Raw genomic sequence first — 19440 nt, 5'->3', positions numbered from 1 at the left:
TAAGCTATTTTTAAGGTAGATTTTAAGCTCTCTTAAAGCCTGTTGATAGCATATTTGTACAACTTAAAGATGATACAATGAAAAAGTTATTCGCATTGCTGTTATTTGCACTTTTAAATCAAGCTGCAATAGCACAAAAATCACTTACTCTCCAAAACTGTGAAAGTCAATTTTTAAAAAAGAATCTATTTTTACTGGCATCTCAATATAATCTTGATGCCTCAAAAGCACTCACCATTCAGGCTCGCATTTGGGACAATCCCACGCTCTCAGCAGAGTTGAATGCCTACAATCCTGAACGAGACAAATTTTTTGATATTGGCAAAGATGGTCAGAAAGTTTTTGCAATAGAGCAACTAATCTATCTTGGCGGTAAAAAACGCAATGAGGTTAAATTAGCGCAAACTAATGAAAAACTGGCAGAACTTCAGTTTAACGATTTGCTTAGGACTTTAAAACTGCAATTGCGTAAAAGTTTTTTCACTGTATATTACAACACTAAAAATCTTGACAATACCGATAAGCAATTAGCTCATATCGAAAATTTGATTAATTCTTATTCCGTGCAAGCTCAAAAAGGAAATATTCCTTTAAAAGACGTTGTTCGTCTACAATCACTCTATCTTAATTTCAAAAACGAAAGATTAGAGGTTATAAATAACAACATTGAAGAACAGGCTAATTTAAAATTGCTTTTGAATGAAACTGAAAATGTAGTTCCGGTTGTTAGCAAAGATGATTCTGATAAATATCTAAAAGTTATAGCTTTTGATCTTAAAAATTTTGAGGAACAAGCCATAGCAAATAGACCCGATTATTTAGCAAAACAGAAAGAAATAGATGCTAATGAACTGAATGTAAAATTACAAAAATCACTTTCAGTTCCAGATATTACGCTTGGAGCAAATTATGATCAGCGAAGCGGTGCTTTTAATAATGAAGCCAATTTAACTGTTGGAATTCCTTTACCACTTTGGAATCAAAACAAAGGAAATATTAAGTATGCAAAAACAATTTTGGAACAATCTAAAATTGAAAAACAAAACTTCGAGTTACAGCTCAAAACAGAAATCACGTCAGCATGGACCAAATGGGACGAGTCTAGACAAAACTACAGCGTGATCAAACCAACCGTAAATTCAGATTTTGAAGCGGTTTACAACGGAATGCTAACCAATTTTCAAAAACGAAACGTAAGTCTTTTAGAATTTACCGATTTTATGGAAAGCTACAATCAGGCAATAATTCAATTAAATGAATTAAAGAAAAAAGTAGTGATTGCAGGCGAAGAATTAAATAGTACCATCAACAAAGATTTATTTTAAAAAACTACAGAAATGAAACATATATTATTCATCGGAATCGCACTAGCAGGTTTATCTCTTACGAGCTGCAAAAAAGAAGTTGAAAATCCTGAGACAAATAGCTCTTTTGTTTTGAGTGATGCTATGCTTAAAAGTACTACAACTGCTGAAGCTAAAACTCAGCCATTAAAAAACGAACTTAGTTTTTACGGTAAAATTACTGCTGACAATAATAAAATGATTGATGTTTATCCATTAGTTGGTGGAAACGTAATGAAAGTAAATGTTGAACTTGGTGATTATGTAAAAAAAGGACAAGTTTTGGCAACTATAAAAAGTACCGATGTAGCCGATTTTGAAAAACAATCCATTGATGCTAAAAGCGACTTGCTTGTCGCTAAAAATAACTTGAAAGTAGCACAAGAATTATTTGATGGAAAATTGAATTCTGAAAGCGACGTTCTACAGGCAAAATCGGAAGTAAATAAAGCGCAGTCACAATTAAGCAAAATTCAGGAAACATATAAAATTTATAACATTAAAGCAGGTTCTATTTATGAAGTAACAGCTCCAATAAGCGGTTTTATTATTCAGAAAAGTATCAATCAGGATATGCTTTTGAGAAATGATCGTTCTGAAAATATATTTGACATTGCAGAAATCAGTGAAGTTTGGGCAATGGCGAATATTAATGAAATTGATATCAATAAAGTAAAATTAGGAACCAATGCTGCAGTGACCACTTTGAGTTATCCAGATAAAACGTTTTATGGAAAAGTAGATAAAATTTATAATGTTATTGATCCAGAAACGAAAGCCATGCAGGCTAGAATTAAGCTTAATAATCCAGATTACATGCTTAAACCCGATATGAATGCTAATATCAAACTATCTTTTAATGAAAATCAGTCTATGATAGCCGTGCCTAGTAAAGCGATTGTTTTTGATAAAAGTAAAAACTTCGTTGTGGTATTTAAAGACCGAAATAATATTGAAACCAGACAAGTAGAAGTTTATAGAGTGGTTGGAGATACTACCTATCTTTCAAGTGGTTTAAAGGAAAATGAAAAAGTAATCACAAACAATCAGCTATTTATTTATGGTGCTTTAAATAATTAAGACATGAACAAATTCATAAAAAATATTATTGCTTTTTCGCTAAAGAATAAAGCATTTACCTTCTTTTGGGTGGGATTGTTAGCTGTTGCTGGATTTATTTCATTCAAAAATATGCCAATCGATGCTTTTCCTGACGTTACCAATACTCAGATTATTATTATTACGCAGTGGAATGGGAAAAGCGCCGAAGAAGTAGAGCGTTTTGTTACTTCTCCAATTGAGATTGCCATGAACTCAGTACAGAAAAAAACAAGCGTTCGAAGTATAACTATGTTTGGTTTATCTGTAATTAAAATCATTTTTGATGATGGTGTAGATGATACTTTTGCACGTTTTCAGGTAAATAATCTATTAAAAAATGTTTCTCTTCCTGATGAAGTTGAACCAGATGTACAGCCACCTTATGGACCTACAGGCGAGATTTTCAGATATATTGTAAAAAGCGACAGCAGAGATAGCAGAGAATTATTGACCTACCAAAACTGGGTTATCGATAAACAATTGCGCTCTCTTCCTGGCGTTGCCGATTTAAATGTTTTTGGAGGTCAGACTAAAACCTATGAAGTTGGGGTTGATCCAATCAAATTAGCAAAATACAACATTACGCCTTTACAAGTTTATAACGCAGTAAATGCTGGTAACTTAAATGTTGGCGGTGACGTCATTGAGAAAAACGGACAAGCATTTGTTGTCCGTGGAGTTGGTTTATTAAAGTCCAGAGAAGATATTGGTAATATTATTGTTGATGACGCTGGAGGAAATCCAATTTTGGTAAAAAATTTAGCTGATGTTTACGAAAGCTCAATGCCAAGAGTAGGTCAAACGGGTATTGGAAATAATGACGATGCCGTTGAAGGAATTGTGGTGATGCGAAAAGGCGAAAATCCGCAGGAAACTCTTGCCTTAATCAAAGCTAAGATTAAAGACCTAAATGACAATGTTTTACCAAAAGACATTAAAATTGAAACTTTCTATGACCGTGATAATTTAATGAATTTCACGACAGAAACCGTAATGCATAACTTATTTGAAGGTATAATTTTAGTTACTGTTGTTGTGTTCCTTTTCATGGCCGACTGGAGAACTACTTTTACCGTTTCTATTGTCATTCCGCTTTCCTTATTATTTGCCTTTTTATGTCTTAAAATGATGGGAATGAGCGCCAACTTATTAAGTTTAGGGGCAGTCGACTTCGGAATTATTATCGATGGAGCCGTCGTAATGGTTGAAGGTTTGTTTGTGGTTTTAGATCATCGAGCGCATCAATTGGGAATGGAGAAATTTAATAAAATTGCCAAAGGAAGCTTAATCAAAAAGACAGGAACTGAAATGGGTAAAGCCATTTTCTTTTCAAAACTGATTATTATTACAGCTTTGCTTCCTATTTTCTCTTTCCAGAAAGTAGAAGGAAAGATGTTCTCTCCCCTAGCCTTTACATTAGGTTTTGCCTTATTAGGAGCGCTTATTTTTACCTTGACTTTGGTTCCCGTTCTTTCTCATATTTTATTAAATAAAAATGTAAAAGAAAAACATAATCCGTTTGTGAATTTTTGGGATAGAATTGTCAGCAAAGGTTTTCAATGGACATTCAAACATAAGGTGCAGACCTTAATTGCATCATTAGGATTGTTAGCAGCTGTTTTCTTCTCAGCAGGTTTCTTAGGAACCGAGTTTTTACCACAATTAAACGAAGGAGCACTATGGGTTACGGCAGAATTGCCAATGAGTACCTCTCTCCCTGAAAGTGTAAAAACAGCAGCAATGATTAGAAAAGATCTAGAAAGTTTTCCTGAGGTTAAACAAGTTTTATCTCAAACTGGACGAAGCAACGATGGAACTGACCCGAATGGTTTTGGATTTATCCAACTTCAAGTTGATTTACTTCCAAAAGCAGAATGGAAACGTAAAATTTCTATGGACGATCTGATTAATGAAATGGATAATAAACTAAAAGTCCATCAGGGAATCACATATAATTATTCTCAACCCGTAATTGATAACGTTGCAGAATCGGTAGCTGGGTTTAAAGCTTCGAATGCCGTTAAAATTTATGGGGACGATTTGAATAAATTAGATGAGCTTGCGAATGAAGTCTTGGCTCAAATTAAAAATATTCCAGGTATAAAAGATGTTGGAATTTTGCGAAATGTTGGACAACCTGAAATTAGCGTAATCTTGGATCGCGAAAAAATGGCGGCCTATGGAGTAACTCTGAGTGATGCACAAGCAGTTTTAGAATTAGCTTTCGGAGGAAAAACCGCAACAGAAAAATATGAAGATGAAAAGAAGTTTGATGTTCGTGTTCGTTTTTCTAAAGAATACCGAAAAGATGAAAAAGATTTGGAAGAAATTAAAGTTCCGACCATTAGCGGAATCAAAATCCCTTTAAAAGAAATTTGTGATATTAAAACTATTACAGGTCCCGCATTTATTTATCGAGATAACACCAAACGTTTTATTGGTGTAAAATTTTCTGTTCGTGATCGTGATTTAGGAAGTACAATTGCAGAAGCCCAACAAAAAGTAAACAAACTTAAATTACCAGCTGGTTACACGACAGGATGGACAGGAGAATTTGAAAATCAAGTTCGTGCGAGTGCCCGTTTAGCGCAAGTAGTGCCCATCAGTTTAATTGGAATTTTTGTACTATTGTTTATTTTGTTTGGAAACTTTAAAGATTCTCTTCTTGTTTTGGCTAACGTCCCATTTGCTATTATCGGTGGAATTATTGCGCTTCATATTACAGGAATGAATTTCGGAATTTCAGCAGGAGTTGGATTTATAGCGCTTCTCGGAATCTGTATTCAAAACGGAGTTATTTTAATTTCTGAATTTCATCATAACCTGAAGGCCAAATTCTCTCTCGAAGAATCTATTTTTATGGGAGTAAAAGCCAGAACCAGAGCGGTAGTTATGACAGCATTAATGGCATCTATAGGATTAATGCCTGCAGCAATTTCTACCGGAATTGGATCTGAATCGCAGAAACCGCTTGCGATTGTAATTATCGGTGGACTGATGACAGCTACTGTTTTAACACTATTAGTATTTCCAATTTTATTCTGGATATTCAACAGAAAAAAACATGTACCGATAGAATAAATAATTAAAATATTTAGTTTTAAATCAATTTGTTGGGATTTAAAAAAAGAAGAAGCATCATTCTCGTAATGATGCTTTTTTGTTTATAATCAAGTCTGCACAAAGCAAAAAAAAGACCTTTTGCTCAGAAAGGTCTTTTTACTAACTCAAAACTTTTAAAATCTTATTTCAAATCTTTCAAAAGCGCAATTGCTTCCGAAGCATTTGATGCTTGTGCATATTTTAATGCAGTATAACCTTTTTCGTTTTTAGCTTTAGGATTTGCCCCATTTGCTAATAAAATTTTAATGATTTCATGTTTATTGTAAAGTGCAGCTATCATTAAAGGAGTAAGATCCTCTGATATTTGGTTCACATCTGCACCATATTCAATAAATTTTTTAACTGTTTCTAAATCTCCTTTACTAATAGCAACATTTAAAGGAGTTCCTACGTAATTTTTAAATTCAACTTGATTTTTAACAGTTGAGATTTCATTTGAAGCCATTGCTACATTTCCAAATGTTACTAAGGCTAATCCTAAATAAATAACTGATTTTTTCATAATGATTGATGTTTATTAAATGATTGATGATGATTTTTAATTTGATGATGTAAAAGTAAATCATTTTATCGTATTATGCATTACAAAGTACCATGTTTTAACCAATTCTTAACACTTACTTAATAAAACGATAATCAAAGAGCTTTAACGTTATCAAATTATTGATTTTACTTTAATAGACTACAAAAAAGGAAAAATGTTACAACAAATCTTATTTTTTTTTAATTCTTTTTAAATCAATCTGCTTCCAACGCATAAATTATTTTTTTAAATTTACTATAGCATTAGAAATCAAAGGCTAACATATCAATGCCCAAGCCTTCTAATTCTTAGCTTTAAAAATAAAAACAAACAATAATGTAATAACCTTAAAGCAGACCGTCATGATTTTTATTAAAAGAATTCTCGTCATTTTAATTTTATTTATTTCAATTGTTTTAATTACCGCTTATTTTATGCCGAAAGAATATTCGGTAGAAAGAGAAATTACAATCAATAAACCCGCTGATAGCATTTTTAAATATGTTCGTTCTCTAAAAAATCAAAATGAGTTTAGCGTATGGGCAAATATGGATCCGAAAATGAAAGTTCATTATAGAGGAATTGACGGCATGATTGGTTCGGTTTGTTCTTGGGAAAGCGATGTGAAAGAAGTTGGCGTTGGCGAACAAGAAATTACAAAAATAACAGAAAATAGACGTTTAGATTTTGCGCTCCGTTTTAAAAAGCCATTGGATGACACTGCTGTCGGATTTATGTCTACAGAACCAATTTCTGAAAACCAGACAAAAGTGAAATGGGGAATCAGCGGTACAATTCCATATCCAACAAATATCATGCTTCCATTGCTAAGAATGGATCAAATGATTGGAAATGATTTGCAAAAAGGTCTTGAAAATTTAAAAGATAAAATGGAAAAAAAATAAATCTTCTCTTAAAAAAAAACATCACCCTTATAAAAAGATGATGCTTTCCTTTCTTTTGTTCTTAAAAAATTTACCTCAATCCTTTTAAAATCTCTGCAGACTCAGTTGATTTTGCGTATCTAGCATAATCCAATGCTCTTAGTCCGTGAGCGTTTTCTATTGAAGGTTTAGCTCCACTTGCCAACAAAATTTTTACAATTTCAACGTGGTTATAACGAGCGGCGAGCATCAAAGGCGTCATATTGCGCACAATTTTATTTACATCTGCGCCGTATTCAATGCTTTTCTTTACGGTTTCAACATCTCCGTTGCATACTGCCAAATGCAAAGGCGATGACAAATCAAAAGGAATTTCAATTTGATTTTTATTTTCTAACTTCAAGTTAGAAGCTGTTGCAAAATTTGTAAATAAGGCCAAAGCCGTTCCTAAAACGATTACTGTTTTTTTCATGATTGATTGCTTGTTTAATGATTAATGATTGTGATGATTACTTATTAGACGCAGGTTAGGCATAAAACGTTGCATCGAGAATGAAAAAAAATGCAAATTTTATTTTAACAATAAAGAAAGCGCGGTCAAAATAATTGAATCGCGCCTTTTCATAAATTTCAATTTTTGAATTTCTATCAAAAAAAAATGCCTCACTTGTACAGTGAGGCATTTTATAAACGTTAAAGCTTAAATGTTCATTTAAGCACGAAATTATTATTTTGAAGAAAGGTAATCTAATACGTTTTTTTCAATACGCTGGTCAATATTATCAATATCCGCTTTTACAAATTTTTCTCCTAAAATATTCTCGTATAATTCGATATATCTTTCAGAAACTGACTCGATATATTCATCTGTCATATTTGGAATCTGTTGCCCCTCTTTACCTTGAAAACCATTTTCAATTAACCAGCGGCGAACAAATTCTTTGGATAATTGTTTTTGCTCCTCACCTTTTTCTTGTCTTTCAGCATATCCATCAGCGTAGAAATAACGAGAAGAATCTGGTGTGTGAATTTCGTCAATTAAAACAATAACACCATCTTTTGTTTTTCCGAACTCATATTTGGTGTCTACTAAAATCAATCCACGTTTAGCAGCGATTTCAGTTCCTCTTTGAAATAAAGCTCTCGTATATTTTTCTAAAACTAAATAATCTTCTTCTGAAACAATTCCTTTTGCTAAAATATCTTCGCGAGAAATATCTTCATCATGAGAACCGTTATCTGCCTTTGTAGTTGGTGTAATAATTGGCTCTGGAAATTTATCGTTTTCTTTTAAACCTTCAGCCATAGTAACACCACAGATTTGTTTTCTTCCAGCCGCATATTCACGAGCCGCATGTCCTGACAAATAACCACGGATAACCATTTCTACTTTAAAAGGTTCGCATAAATGTCCAACAGCAACATTTGGATCTGGAGTAGCAATCAGCCAGTTTGGAACAATATCTTCTGTCAATTCCATAAACTTTGTTGCAATCTGATTCAAGATTTGTCCTTTGTATGGAATTCCTTTTGGCAAAACTACATCAAAAGCCGAAAGTCTATCGGTAGCTACCATTACTAAAAGTTCGTCGTTAATATTATAAACTTCTCTAACTTTTCCGCGGTAAACTGATTTCTGGTTCGGGAAATTAAAATTTGTAGTTGTAATTGTATTACTCATTATCTTTAGTTGTGTTGTTTTTTATGAATGCAAATTTAAAACTATTTCACATAGTTACACAATGAAATTTCAGATAAGAAAATAAAAAATCCCTAAATAAGTAGTTCATTTAGGGATTTTCCTTTCTAATATCTTCTAAAATTAACTTGTTGCAAATTCTTTATCTAAAATTTTAGATGCAATATATCTAGCAACGCCATCCTCGGCATTTGTTTTAATTACTTCTAAATCTGGCAGAGTTTCTTTCAAAATTGATGGAGCATTTCCCATAATCAATCCTTTTCCAGATGAAGACAGCATTTGCACATCATTAAATCCGTCTCCAAAAGAAACCGCTTCAGACAATGTAAATCCTTCTCTTTCCAATACCTGCTCAATTGCAACTGCTTTATCTATAGATTTGTCCATAAATTCTAAACAAGTCGGCAAACTAAAAGCATGATGCAAATGTTCTGAAGAATTGGCTAAAATGGCATCTTTCAATTTGACTAATTTTTCGTGATCGCTGCAAGAGAAGAAAATTTTAATAGCTCCAAAATCTTCTAAATTCTTATAATCTACCAGTTCTGGACGATATTTTAATTCTGTTTGAAAAGAATTCAGTTTTTCGTTCCATTTATTGGTTTGCCAAACATTTTCTTTGAATAAAACGACCGTAATTTCTGGATCAATTTCAACATTTAATGCGGCCTTAACCACATCACTGTCTAAGTTGAAAGCAAAAAGCTGTTCTTTATTTGGCGAATGAATTCGGGCTCCATTAGAACTTACCAAATAAACTGGAACTTCCAATTTATCAATAATTGCCATTGCATCTAGATGATGGCGACCTGTAGCTACCACAATTAGATATCCTCGATTGTGAAGTTCTTGAAAAATTGATTTAGTATAATCTGAAATAGTGTGTTGTGGGTTAAGCAAAGTTCCGTCAAGGTCGCTTACTACAACTTTTATATTTTTAAGTTTTGTCATATTAAGTATCAAATATCAATGATAGGCAAATTTAAGGTTTTAAGCTCGTCTAGACAAAGATTACAAGCTTTTAAGGTTAGAATTGAGGTAAGTTTATTATTTATTTAACTATTCCGTTAAATATTGCTATATAAACAATTTAAATCTTAACAATTCCCGTTTTATATAATTTACTTTCCATTTTTTCATCGGCTAATTCTTTGTTCAGTGATAATAAAAAATATTCGTTTTGCATTTTTCTAAAGAAAACATACAAAACGAATATTAATAAATGTTAAAACACAATTCACGATTTACATTTAACATTTGACTAAATTAAACTTAATCGTGGTTTTCTATTTGCTTGTAGGCATCAATTACCTTTTTAACCAATCTATGGCGAACGATATCTTTATCATCTAGATAAATAATTCCGATGCCTTCAATGTCTTTTAGAACCAAAAGTGCTTCTTTAAGACCAGAAATTGTTCTTCTCGGCAAATCGACTTGACCTGGATCACCAGTAATCATGAATTTGGCATTTTTTCCCATACGGGTCAAAAACATTTTCATTTGTGAATGTGTGGTATTCTGAGCCTCGTCAAGAATTACAAAAGCATTGTCAAGAGTTCGTCCGCGCATGAAAGCTAGAGGTGCAATCTGGATAATTCCTTTCAGAATATAATCTTCCAACTTTTCGTTCGGAATCATATCTCGCAAGGCATCATAAAGCGGTTGCATGTAAGGATCAAGTTTTTCCTTCATATCTCCAGGCAAGAAACCTAGATTTTCACCCGCTTCTACCGCTGGACGCGTCAGAATAATTCTTTTTACTTCTTTGTCCTTCAGCATTTTTACCGCCATAGCGACTCCTGTGTATGTTTTACCAGTTCCAGCGGGACCTACTGCAAAAACCATATCGTTCTTTTTAACGGTATCAACCAGCAATTGCTGATTTGGTGTCATTGCTTTTACAATTTTTCCGCCAACACCGTGAACTAAGATTTTATCATGATCGTATGCTCTCTTTTCATCCTGACCATCACTCATTATCACACGCTCAATTACGTTATCGTCAATATTGTTGTAACGTGTAAAGTGAAGCATTAATCTTTGAAATCTTTTTTCGAATTCGTCTAAAACTTCTTTTTCGCCAAATGCTTTTAAAGTTGTCCCTCGTGCTACGATTTTAAGCTTTGGGTAATACTTTTTAATAATTTCTAAATGGCTATCCTGTGCGCCCCAAAATTCTTTTGGTGCAATATCTACTAGCTCGATTATTCTTTCGTTCAAATGAAGTTGTTTTAAATTAAAATAATTCCTTTTAATATTTAGTGGCTGTCGGGTCTTTTTTTAGTCGCAGTATCCGGTCGCAGTTTTCAGCTTTTCTTTTCTTGAACTTAAATCTGTGTTTCTGAATATTGTAACAGGCAAAAACTTTTAAAAAACACAAATTGTCTTTACTTTCTTTCAATTTGTGTTTACTATTATTAGCTTTGCATTTCTCAAATTTAATGAAAATTAGATTTAAATACTATCAATAGTTATAAACAAAAATATGTCAATAATTACCCTTACTACAGACTACGGCTTGAAAGATCACTTTGTGGGGTCGCTGAAGGGTAAAATACTTTCTGAAAATCCAGAGGTTCAAATCATTGACATTTCTCATGACATTGATCCCTTTAATACGGCCGAAGCAAGTTATATTATTGGAGCATCTTATTTGAGTTTCCCAAAAGGAACTGTGCACTTAATTGGTGTCGATATCGAGCGTAATAAAGAAAACCAGCATATCGCTATGCAATGGAACGATCATTACTTTATTTGTGCCGATAACGGAATCTTAAGCATGCTTACGCAGAAAATTGTTCCGCAAAAGATTGTGGCAATTAATATTCACGATCGTTTCCCAATTGAAGCTACAGATTTGGATATCTTTATTCAGGTTGCTTCTCACTTATCTAGAGGCGGTTTATTGAATGTTATCGGAAAAGAAATTTCGTCTATTAAAGAAGCTACCGAATTGCAGGCTCTTGTTGCAGATGACGGAAATTCTATAAAAGGAAACATCATATATATTGATCATTTTGGAAACGTTGTAACCAATATTTCTAAAAAACAATTCTTAGAAGTTTCGCGCGGACGTCCTTACGAAATTGTGATGAAACCAAAGAGCATCAAAACAATTCTGCCAAATTATTCGGCTATTGCCACTTCTGACAAATATCCGATTAAAACCTATGAAGGAGAAAAACTAGCCATTTTTAATGAAGCTGGATTTCTTGAAATTGCTATTTTCAGAAGCAATCCTTCTAAAGTGGGTTCTGCAAATAGTTTGTTGGGATTGAATTATCGTGATGTGATTACGATTAAGTTTTCTTAGAAAAATTTTAGATTTTAGATGTCAGATTTTAGATTTGGAAACTTTAAAATTTAGAATTTGGAATTTCTTTATTGGAATTTTACTTTTTTATAAAAACAACAATCAAATTTGGTATTTTTGCGCACCTGTAAGACTTTAGACAATTCAAAATCTAAAATCAACAATCTAAAATCTAAAACAATAAGATGTTTGTTCGAATAGTAAAAATGAGTTTTCACGAAGAAAAAATTCCTGATTTTCTGAAGAATTTTGAATCGGTGAAAGAAAAAATACGAAATGCAGAAGGGAATCGTTTTTTAGAATTGTATCAGGACAAAAATGATAAATGCATCTTTTTCACTTACAGTTACTGGGAAACGGAGCAAGATTTAGAAAATTACAGAAAATCCGAACTTTTTAATACGGTTTGGGATTTTACAAAGAAACTATTCAATGCAAAACCAGAAGCATGGAGCGTTGATAAATTGGTGAGCTTAAATTAGTTTTCAGTCACAGTTGCAGTTTGCAGCGTGGCCAGAACAAATCAACTGCTAAACAAAAAACGATTACACGATTAAACAAACAAACGAATAAACCTTATACATGAAATCAATCATTTTAAGAGAAATAAAATCTTTTTTTGGCTCTCCAATTGGCTATTTGGTCATAGCTGTTTTTTTAATCAGCAACGGACTATTTTTATGGGTGTTCGAAGGAGATTATAACATTCTAAATACAGGTTACGCCGATTTAACTCCATTTTTCACATTGGCGCCATGGATTCTGATTTTCTTAATTCCAGCTGTAACGATGAGAAGTTTCTCTGACGAAAAAAAACAAGGGACTTTAGAATTACTTCTAACAAAACCTTTATCAATTTGGGAAATTGTAAACGGTAAATTTTTCGGCTCATTTTTGCTGATTATTCTAGCGATTATTCCAACGTTAATTTACGTAAAAGTAATTTCAGATTTAGGTTCGCCAGAAGGCAATATTGACATGGGCAGCACAATTGGTTCTTACTTCGGATTATTATTTTTAATTGCTTCTTATTCAGCAATTGGAATCTTCACTTCTACCCTTTCAGAAAATCAGATTGTGGCTTTTATTGTGGCCGTTTTTCTGTGTTTTTTCTTTTATTTTGGTTTTGAAGGTTTGAGTTCGCTAATTCCAGGTTCAAACAATTTTATTTCAATCTTAGGGATGCAAAATCATTTTAAAAGTATGAGTCGTGGTGTAATTGATACTCGCGACATTATTTACTTTTTAAGCATTGCCATTGCTTTTTTGTCTTTTACTGTTTACCAATTAAAATCTTATAAAGCCTAATGAAACCATCTATAAAGCAAAATTTAAAAACATTAGGTATTACTATTTTCATTTTAGTAGTTTTAAATGTACTTGGAACTCTATTTTTCCATCGTTTTGATTTAACCAAAGACAAACGTTATACGTTATCTCCAACTTCGTTGGGCATTATAAAACAAGTTCAAAATCCACTTTCTATTAAGATTTATATGGCTGGAGATCTCCCAGCCGATTTTAGACGTTTACAGCAGGAAACCAAACAATTACTGGAAGAATTTCAAGCCTATAATAGCAATATTGTTTTCGAATTTGTTGATCCGCTAGAAAATGAAGATGAAAGCGAAGAACTTACAAAATCACTTTTCCAAAAAGGATTAACTCCTGTAAACATTACAGTTGACGATAAAGGAAAACAATCTCAAGCTATGGTTTTCCCATGGGCTGTTGCAGTTTACAATAACAAAGAAGTTAATATTCCATTATTAAAAAACATAATGGGAGCTTCTACTACGCAAAAAGTAATTGGATCTATTCAGCATTTAGAATATTCAATTGCTGATGCCGTAAATAAAGTGACTAAAAATAAACAGAAAAAAGTTGCCATCATAAAAGGAAATGGCGAATTAAACGAAATTCATATCGCCAAAATGCTGATGCAGATTCGTGAGAGTTATTTTATCGGACCTTTTACTTTAGATTCTGTTGCAAAAGATCCACACGGAACTTTAAATGCGCTGAAAAAATATGATTTAGCCATTATTTCTAAACCAACAGAAAAATTCTCCGATGAAGAAAAAGAAGTTCTGGATCAGTTTATTATGAATGGCGGAAAAACCATTTGGCTGATTGATCAAGTTGCGGCTGATATGGACAGTTTATACAACGATGCAGGAGCAACTTTAGCTTATCCAAGAGATCTGAATCTAAACGACATGTTCTTCAAATATGGATTCAGAATTAATCCCGATTTGATAAAAGATGAATATGGAAGTCCAATAAAATTGGCAACCGGCGAACAAGGGAGCGCAACGCAATATCAAGATTTTATTTGGAAATTTGCTCCTCAGGTTTATCCAAAGAGCCAGCATCCTATTGTTAAAAATCTTGGCGGAATTAAGTTTGATTTTGCCAACCCAATTGATACGTTGAAAAACGGAATCAAAAAAACAGTTTTATTGCAGTCTTCTCAATATTCCAAAACTATCGGAACACCAGCAGAAATCAATCTGAATATGGTTACTGAAAAATCAACTCCGCAAGATTATTTGAATAAAGGAAACCAAAATCTTGCCGTTTTGTTAGAAGGCTCTTTCCATTCTGCTTTTGAAAACCGAGTTTTGCCTTTCAAAGACAATTCGTTTACAGCAAAAGGAAAACCGAACAAAATGATTGTTATTGCTGACGGAGACATTGCAAAAAACCAATTGGACAAAAACATGATGCCAGTCGAACTGGGTTACGACCAAAGAACTGGAAATTTATACGACAATAAAGACTTTATCATGAATTGCATCAATTATCTTCTTGATGATACAGGACTTATTAACATTAGAAGCAAAGATGTAGAACTGCCATTATTAGACAAAGAAAAAGTTTACGAGAGCTATACTCAGACTCAATTCATAACTATCGGAGTACCAATTCTAATTTTAACCGTTTTTGGACTTGTATTTACTTTTGTAAGAAAGAGAAAATACAGCAAATAGATGTTAATAAAAAAATGTAATACTTTGGATAGTTTAAGATATATTTGTAATCCGTATATTTAGCCCTTTATTTGCTAAAGCATCCATCAAAAAATAAAATAAAACAGATGAAATTTATAGTATCGAGTTCGTACTTATTAAAACAATTACAAGTTTTAGGTAGTGTAATCAATAGTAATAATACGTTGCCTATTTTAGACAACTTCTTATTTGAACTAAACAATAATGAGTTGACCGTTTCGGCTTCAGATCTTGAAACGACAATGTCGGCTACATTATCGATCGATTCTACAAGTAAAGGAAGTGTAGCGGTTCCAGCTAAGCTTTTACTTGAAATTTTAAAAACTTTCCCAGAGCAGCCATTAACTTTTACTGTTGAAGACAACAATACAGTAGAAATTAGCTCAAATTCAGGTAAATATGCACTGGCTTACGCAGCTGGAGAAGAATTTCCTAAAGCAGTAAGTCTTGAAGATCCATCTGTAACGCTTGTTCCTGCAGAAGTTTTGGCAACTGCGGTAAGCAAAACTATTTTTGCTGCTGGAAACGATGATTTACGTCCGGTAATGTCTGGAGTTTTCTTCCAGTTTTCACCAGAAGGATTAATTTTCGTAGCTACAGATGCTCATAAATTGGTAAAATATGCACGTACAGATGTAAAAGCATCTCAAGTTGCAGATTTTATTATGCCTAAAAAACCTTTAAATATTTTGAAAAGTATTTTAGGAACTTCTGATGCTGAAGTGAAAATTGAATACAACGATTCAAATGCGACTTTCTCATTTGACAACTATATCTTAATGTGTCGTTTAATTGACGGAAAATACCCGAACTACGAAGCGGTAATTCCTAAAGAAAATCCAAACAAATTAATGATTGACCGTTCTTTATTCTTAAGTTCAGTTAAACGTGTTGCGATTTTCTCTAACAAAACTACACACCAAATTCGTTTAAAAATTGCAGGAGCAGAATTAAACGTATCTGCAGAAGACATCGATTACTCAAACAAAGCAGAAGAAAGATTGACTTGTGATTATCAAGGAGATGATTTACAAATTGGCTTCAACTCTCGTTTCTTAACAGAGATGCTGACTAACCTTCAATCTGACATGATTATGCTTGAAATGTCATTACCAAACAGAGCTGGTATTTTAACTCCAGTTGATGGTTTAGAAGAAGGAGAAACAGTTACTATGCTTGTAATGCCTGTAATGTTAAATAGTTAACATTAAAGTTTCTTTCTGTTACAGGGATATTTTTTAGTTTTAAATAAAAGATATATCATTGTAAAAAAAAAGATATCGCTATTAACCAACCATTTTTTATACCTAGAAACCGCAATTCCCATAAAGAGTTGCGGTTTTTTATTGGAGTTGATTTTGTTTCAAGTTTCAAGTTGCTATACTTTCTGTTGATTTTTAACCGCAAAGTTCGCAAAGGCTTACGCAAAGTTCGCAAGGTTTTTTCCTCAAGGCTTTGCGAACTTTGCGTTTTCTATAGATTTTGCATATCAAAAAACCTTGCGTGCCTTGCGGTAAGAAAAACACAAAGCATAGCAACTTGAAACTTGAAACTTCAAACCTGAAACCTAAAACAACAATTTTCCCTATCTTTGCAATATGAAAATAGAAATTTGGTCGGACATCATGTGTCCGTTTTGTTATATCGGAAAAAGACAATTGGAAACTGCACTTGCAGTATTTCCTAATGACGAATTTGAAATTGAATGGAAAAGCTTTCAGCTAGATCCAACAATCACATCTCAGCCTGATATGGACGTTTATACGTTCTTAGCAGAAAGAAAAGGCATGTCGATTGAACAATCTAAAGAAATGCACAAAGGAGTTGCAGAACGCGCAAAAAGTGTTGGTTTAGATTATAATTTTGATAAAGCTGTTATCTCTAATTCTTTAAACGCCCACAGAATTATTCAATTGGCTAAAACGAAAAATATAGGCGACAGAATCGAAGAGATTTTCTTTAAAGCCTACTTTACTGATGGACGAGATTTAAACGATGGTCCAACTTTAATAGAATTGGGAATTCAAGCTGGTTTGAAAGAAGAAGAAATTAGAGAAGTCCTTGAAAGCGATTCTTTATTTCTAAAAGAAGTTGAGTCGGATATTAAAGAAGCAGGTGAAATTGGCGTGCAAGGAGTTCCATTTTTTGTATTCGATAGAAAATATGCTGTTTCGGGTGCACAACCTGTAGAAACATTTGTAAAAACGATTCAGGAAGTTCTGAAATAAATTATAAATCTTATCTAACCTAAAAGCGTGCTGTTTATATTTAAACAGCACGCTTTTATTATTTAGTCTTTTCAATAAAACTAAAAATTAATGTCCACCTCTACCTTTAGAATCGTTAGATTTTGTGGTGCTTTTTCCTCTAGAACCAGAAGTTGATTTTTGAGCTTTTCCAGAATCTTTCATTCCAGATTTCGAATCTTTTCTTGAAGTTTCCATGATAAATAATTTTTTAAATAATTAATATACACAAATTTGCAAAATGTGTAAGTCCTTATTTTACAGAATTATATTTGATTTTTACAAAATGAGAAGCACACAGAAATCCTTTTTAAAATAAATCATATAAAAATTAAATCGAATCTTATAAATTTTTCAAGTTTCTAATTTTCAAATTTGTATATATCATTTTATGATAACCATTTACTAATTTAAAATAGCAGCCATGAGAACAGATAAAGACAACAGAAAAACTGCAAGATTAAATGATTATAAATGCAGTAAACCAGATCATGTTGATACAGCGCATGAAAATGAAGCAATGGATGATGAATTTACTTCAGGAGAAAATCCTGATACAAATTACAGAAAATATTGCAGTCATTTTGAAGACTCCTATGAAATCATAGAAAGCGGACTTAATCTAGCTGAAGACAATACTCCTTATCCTACTTATGATGATGCTAATCCTTATAACAGTTATAATTTAGATAACGAAGATGATAAATATAACTGTCCTCCTTACAGAAATTTTGAATATTAAAAATTCTCCAAGAAACTATGTCGCCAAAAAATGATCAAGAAGTTATGAATGAATACTTGTCTAATGAGAGAACATTATTAGCATGGATTCGTACAGGAATTGGGATAATGGTTTTCGGGTTTGTTGCAGTAAAATTTTCATTATTCTTAAAACAGCTTCCAGCAAAATATATAGCCGAGACGGTCCCGCCAAATAGCAATTTCACTATTTATTTAGGCATCGGTTTGTTGATTGCTGGTGCAATGACTATTCTGCTCTCCTATTTGCGTTATGTTCGCACCATCAAATTATTAAAAAAAGGAAAGTATCAATATTCAACCGCAATGCTTACCTTTATAACAATGATGATTTTTGTACTGAGCATATCACTTATAGCTTATCTAATTATAGCAGCAAGCACATAAAAAAAATATCTAATTGCTAAATTATCTAATTAAAAAATGAATCCGCCACTATTGCAATTTAACGACAAAGGAATCTACTGCCAGCAGGCCGACGTATATCTTGATCCGTGGCGACCAGTAAAAAACGCTATCATTACCCATGGACATTCTGATCATGCCAGATGGGGACATCAAAACTATATTACCCATTACTCAAATATTCCAATTATTAAACATCGTTTGGGGGAAATTAATGTTTCAGGAAAGAATTGGAATGAAACTTTTACGATAAATGGAGTGAAATTTTCTTTTCATCCTGCAGGCCATATTATTGGTTCTGCCCAAATAAGGGTTGAATACAAAGGTGAAATTTGGGTTTTTACTGGAGATTACAAAACAGAAGATGACGGAATTTCTGTCCCGTACGAAGTGGTAAAATGCCATTCTTTTATTACTGAATGCACGTTCGGACTTCCCGCTTTTAAATGGGAACCGCAAGCTGATGTCATGACAGAAATAAATAATTGGTGGGCTGAGAATCGCGCAGAAGGAAAAACTTCTGTACTATTTGGATATTCTTTAGGAAAGGCGCAGCGATTACTAAAAAATCTAGACACAAGCATTGGACCAATATACACACATGGCGCTATCGAAAATATGACCAATATTGTGCGTCCGCAAATCGATTTGCCTCCTACGATTAGAGTCACTACTGAAACCAAGAAAGAAGATTTACTCGGCAGCATTGTAATTGCTCCGCCAAGCGCACATGGAAGCACTTGGATTAGAAAAATGACTCCTTTTGTAACTGGAACAGCAAGTGGCTGGATGGCTTTTCGCGGAGCCAGACGCAGACGTGCCGTGGATCGCGGTTTTGTCCTAAGCGACCATTGCGATTGGACAGGTTTATTGGAAGGTATAAAAGCAACAGGAGCTGAAAAAGTAATTTGCACTCATGGATATTCAGATATATTTTCGAGATACTTAAGAGAATTAGGTTATGATGCCAGAACAGCACATACACAATACGAAGGAGAAACCAATGATACTGATGAAAGTTAAA

19 protein-coding genes are annotated in these 19440 nt (G+C 33.1%); 13 read left to right on the top strand and 6 right to left on the bottom strand.

From position 1 onward, the window contains the following. Positions 1-77: 77 nt before the first annotated feature. From BB050_RS17885 to BB050_RS17875, 3 genes are read left to right on the top strand one after another with little or no spacing between them, the layout of a single operon-like run. Complete coding sequence (locus BB050_RS17885) at positions 78-1325, top strand: TolC family protein (protein ID WP_066034549.1); 1248 nt, start codon at positions 78-80, stop codon at positions 1323-1325. Between the two features lie 12 nt (positions 1326-1337). After that, a complete protein-coding gene (locus BB050_RS17880) occupies positions 1338-2423 on the top strand; it encodes an efflux RND transporter periplasmic adaptor subunit (protein ID WP_066034548.1) in 1086 nt (361 codons plus the stop codon). Positions 2424-2426: 3 nt separating this feature from the next. Next, a complete protein-coding gene (locus tag BB050_RS17875; RefSeq protein ID WP_066034547.1) occupies positions 2427-5525 on the top strand; it encodes an efflux RND transporter permease subunit in 3099 nt (1032 codons plus the stop codon). Between the two features lie 163 nt (positions 5526-5688). On the opposite strand, the gene BB050_RS17870 is transcribed toward BB050_RS17875, so the two are convergent. Further along, complete coding sequence (locus tag BB050_RS17870; protein ID WP_066034546.1) at positions 5689-6069, bottom strand: ankyrin repeat domain-containing protein; 381 nt, start codon at positions 6067-6069, stop codon at positions 5689-5691. Positions 6070-6452: 383 nt separating this feature from the next. Between BB050_RS17870 and BB050_RS17865 the strand changes: the two genes are divergently transcribed. Then, positions 6453-6995 carry an SRPBCC family protein gene (locus BB050_RS17865; protein WP_066034545.1) on the top strand — a complete coding sequence of 181 codons (543 nt, stop codon included), beginning with the start codon at positions 6453-6455 and terminating at the stop codon, positions 6993-6995. A gap of 70 nt (positions 6996-7065) precedes the next feature. On the opposite strand, the gene BB050_RS17860 is transcribed toward BB050_RS17865, so the two are convergent. The 4 genes from BB050_RS17860 to BB050_RS17845 all read right to left on the bottom strand — a co-directional run bounded on the left by BB050_RS17860 (position 7066) and on the right by BB050_RS17845 (position 10899). Continuing rightward, on the bottom strand, positions 7066-7446 hold the full coding sequence (locus BB050_RS17860; RefSeq protein ID WP_066034544.1) for an ankyrin repeat domain-containing protein: 381 nt from the start codon (positions 7444-7446) through the stop codon (positions 7066-7068). Between the two features lie 255 nt (positions 7447-7701). Then, a complete protein-coding gene (locus tag BB050_RS17855) occupies positions 7702-8655 on the bottom strand; it encodes a phosphoribosylaminoimidazolesuccinocarboxamide synthase (protein ID WP_066034543.1) in 954 nt (317 codons plus the stop codon). 141 nt (positions 8656-8796) lie between these two features. Next, positions 8797-9627 carry a Cof-type HAD-IIB family hydrolase gene (locus BB050_RS17850; RefSeq protein ID WP_066034542.1) on the bottom strand — a complete coding sequence of 277 codons (831 nt, stop codon included), beginning with the start codon at positions 9625-9627 and terminating at the stop codon, positions 8797-8799. A 321-nt stretch (positions 9628-9948) separates the two neighbouring features. Further along, complete coding sequence (locus BB050_RS17845; protein WP_008469028.1) at positions 9949-10899, bottom strand: PhoH family protein; 951 nt, start codon at positions 10897-10899, stop codon at positions 9949-9951. 265 nt (positions 10900-11164) lie between these two features. On the opposite strand from BB050_RS17845, the gene BB050_RS17840 reads away from it, so the two are divergent. The 6 genes from BB050_RS17840 to BB050_RS17815 all read left to right on the top strand — a co-directional run bounded on the left by BB050_RS17840 (position 11165) and on the right by BB050_RS17815 (position 17234). Continuing rightward, the gene (locus BB050_RS17840) at positions 11165-11992 is read left to right on the top strand and encodes an SAM hydrolase/SAM-dependent halogenase family protein (protein ID WP_066034541.1); all 828 of its coding nucleotides are present in this window, start codon (positions 11165-11167) and stop codon (positions 11990-11992) included. 185 nt (positions 11993-12177) lie between these two features. Then, positions 12178-12474 carry a putative quinol monooxygenase gene (locus BB050_RS17835; RefSeq protein WP_066034540.1) on the top strand — a complete coding sequence of 99 codons (297 nt, stop codon included), beginning with the start codon at positions 12178-12180 and terminating at the stop codon, positions 12472-12474. A gap of 100 nt (positions 12475-12574) precedes the next feature. After that, entirely contained in the window at positions 12575-13300 is a 726-nt protein-coding gene (gldF, locus tag BB050_RS17830) for a gliding motility-associated ABC transporter permease subunit GldF (RefSeq protein ID WP_066034539.1), read from the top strand. Continuing rightward, positions 13300-14985 (top strand): gliding motility-associated ABC transporter substrate-binding protein GldG, encoded by a 1686-nt coding sequence (gldG, locus tag BB050_RS17825; protein ID WP_066034538.1) that lies wholly within the window; start codon positions 13300-13302, stop codon positions 14983-14985. Before gldF ends, gldG begins: the two co-directional genes overlap by 1 nt. Before the next feature lie 107 nt (positions 14986-15092). Then, positions 15093-16211, top strand: coding sequence for a DNA polymerase III subunit beta (gene dnaN, locus BB050_RS17820; protein WP_008469033.1), 1119 nt, complete (start codon positions 15093-15095; stop codon positions 16209-16211). Positions 16212-16604: 393 nt separating this feature from the next. Further along, complete coding sequence (locus BB050_RS17815; RefSeq protein ID WP_066034537.1) at positions 16605-17234, top strand: DsbA family oxidoreductase; 630 nt, start codon at positions 16605-16607, stop codon at positions 17232-17234. Positions 17235-17321: 87 nt separating this feature from the next. Here BB050_RS17815 and BB050_RS22215 read toward each other — a convergent pair whose 3' ends face one another. Next, positions 17322-17450: a hypothetical protein gene (locus tag BB050_RS22215; protein WP_257784745.1), complete on the bottom strand. Its 129-nt coding sequence runs from the start codon at positions 17448-17450 to the stop codon at positions 17322-17324. Positions 17451-17676: 226 nt separating this feature from the next. Here BB050_RS22215 and BB050_RS17810 point away from each other — a divergent pair, with 226 nt between their 5' ends. From BB050_RS17810 to BB050_RS17800, 3 genes are read left to right on the top strand one after another with little or no spacing between them, the layout of a single operon-like run. Next, entirely contained in the window at positions 17677-17994 is a 318-nt protein-coding gene (locus BB050_RS17810) for a hypothetical protein (protein WP_066034536.1), read from the top strand. A gap of 44 nt (positions 17995-18038) precedes the next feature. Beyond that, complete coding sequence (locus BB050_RS17805; protein ID WP_164085596.1) at positions 18039-18398, top strand: YidH family protein; 360 nt, start codon at positions 18039-18041, stop codon at positions 18396-18398. A gap of 36 nt (positions 18399-18434) precedes the next feature. Next, positions 18435-19439: a ligase-associated DNA damage response exonuclease gene (locus BB050_RS17800; protein ID WP_066034534.1), complete on the top strand. Its 1005-nt coding sequence runs from the start codon at positions 18435-18437 to the stop codon at positions 19437-19439. The last annotated feature ends 1 nt before the right edge of the window (position 19440 follow it).

It is taken from the genome of Flavobacterium anhuiense (assembly GCF_001705175.1).
In the GTDB taxonomy this organism is placed as follows: Bacteria; Bacteroidota; Bacteroidia; order Flavobacteriales; family Flavobacteriaceae; genus Flavobacterium; species Flavobacterium anhuiense.
The sequence above is the reverse complement of the archived record's forward strand: the minus strand, read 5'-3'. Positions and strand labels throughout refer to the sequence as shown.

Bases quoted from the DNA above. Each gene is read 5' to 3' on its own strand.
- BB050_RS17885 (WP_066034549.1), top strand. From the start codon at position 78: ATGAAAAAGTTATTCGCATTGCTGTTATTTGCACTTTTAAATCAAGCT.
- BB050_RS22215 (WP_257784745.1), bottom strand. From the start codon at position 17,450: ATGGAAACTTCAAGAAAAGATTCGAAATCTGGAATGAAAGATTCTGGA.
- BB050_RS17810 (WP_066034536.1), top strand. From the start codon at position 17,677: ATGAGAACAGATAAAGACAACAGAAAAACTGCAAGATTAAATGATTAT.
- BB050_RS17865 (WP_066034545.1), top strand. From the start codon at position 6,453: ATGATTTTTATTAAAAGAATTCTCGTCATTTTAATTTTATTTATTTCA.
- BB050_RS17875 (WP_066034547.1), top strand. From the start codon at position 2,427: ATGAACAAATTCATAAAAAATATTATTGCTTTTTCGCTAAAGAATAAA.
- BB050_RS17815 (WP_066034537.1), top strand. From the start codon at position 16,605: ATGAAAATAGAAATTTGGTCGGACATCATGTGTCCGTTTTGTTATATC.
- BB050_RS17800 (WP_066034534.1), top strand. From the start codon at position 18,435: ATGAATCCGCCACTATTGCAATTTAACGACAAAGGAATCTACTGCCAG.
- BB050_RS17870 (WP_066034546.1), bottom strand. From the start codon at position 6,069: ATGAAAAAATCAGTTATTTATTTAGGATTAGCCTTAGTAACATTTGGA.
- dnaN (WP_008469033.1), top strand. From the start codon at position 15,093: ATGAAATTTATAGTATCGAGTTCGTACTTATTAAAACAATTACAAGTT.
- BB050_RS17850 (WP_066034542.1), bottom strand. From the start codon at position 9,627: ATGACAAAACTTAAAAATATAAAAGTTGTAGTAAGCGACCTTGACGGA.
- gldF (WP_066034539.1), top strand. From the start codon at position 12,575: ATGAAATCAATCATTTTAAGAGAAATAAAATCTTTTTTTGGCTCTCCA.
- BB050_RS17880 (WP_066034548.1), top strand. From the start codon at position 1,338: ATGAAACATATATTATTCATCGGAATCGCACTAGCAGGTTTATCTCTT.
- BB050_RS17840 (WP_066034541.1), top strand. From the start codon at position 11,165: ATGTCAATAATTACCCTTACTACAGACTACGGCTTGAAAGATCACTTT.
- BB050_RS17860 (WP_066034544.1), bottom strand. From the start codon at position 7,446: ATGAAAAAAACAGTAATCGTTTTAGGAACGGCTTTGGCCTTATTTACA.
- BB050_RS17805 (WP_164085596.1), top strand. From the start codon at position 18,039: ATGAATGAATACTTGTCTAATGAGAGAACATTATTAGCATGGATTCGT.
- gldG (WP_066034538.1), top strand. From the start codon at position 13,300: ATGAAACCATCTATAAAGCAAAATTTAAAAACATTAGGTATTACTATT.
- BB050_RS17835 (WP_066034540.1), top strand. From the start codon at position 12,178: ATGTTTGTTCGAATAGTAAAAATGAGTTTTCACGAAGAAAAAATTCCT.
- BB050_RS17855 (WP_066034543.1), bottom strand. From the start codon at position 8,655: ATGAGTAATACAATTACAACTACAAATTTTAATTTCCCGAACCAGAAA.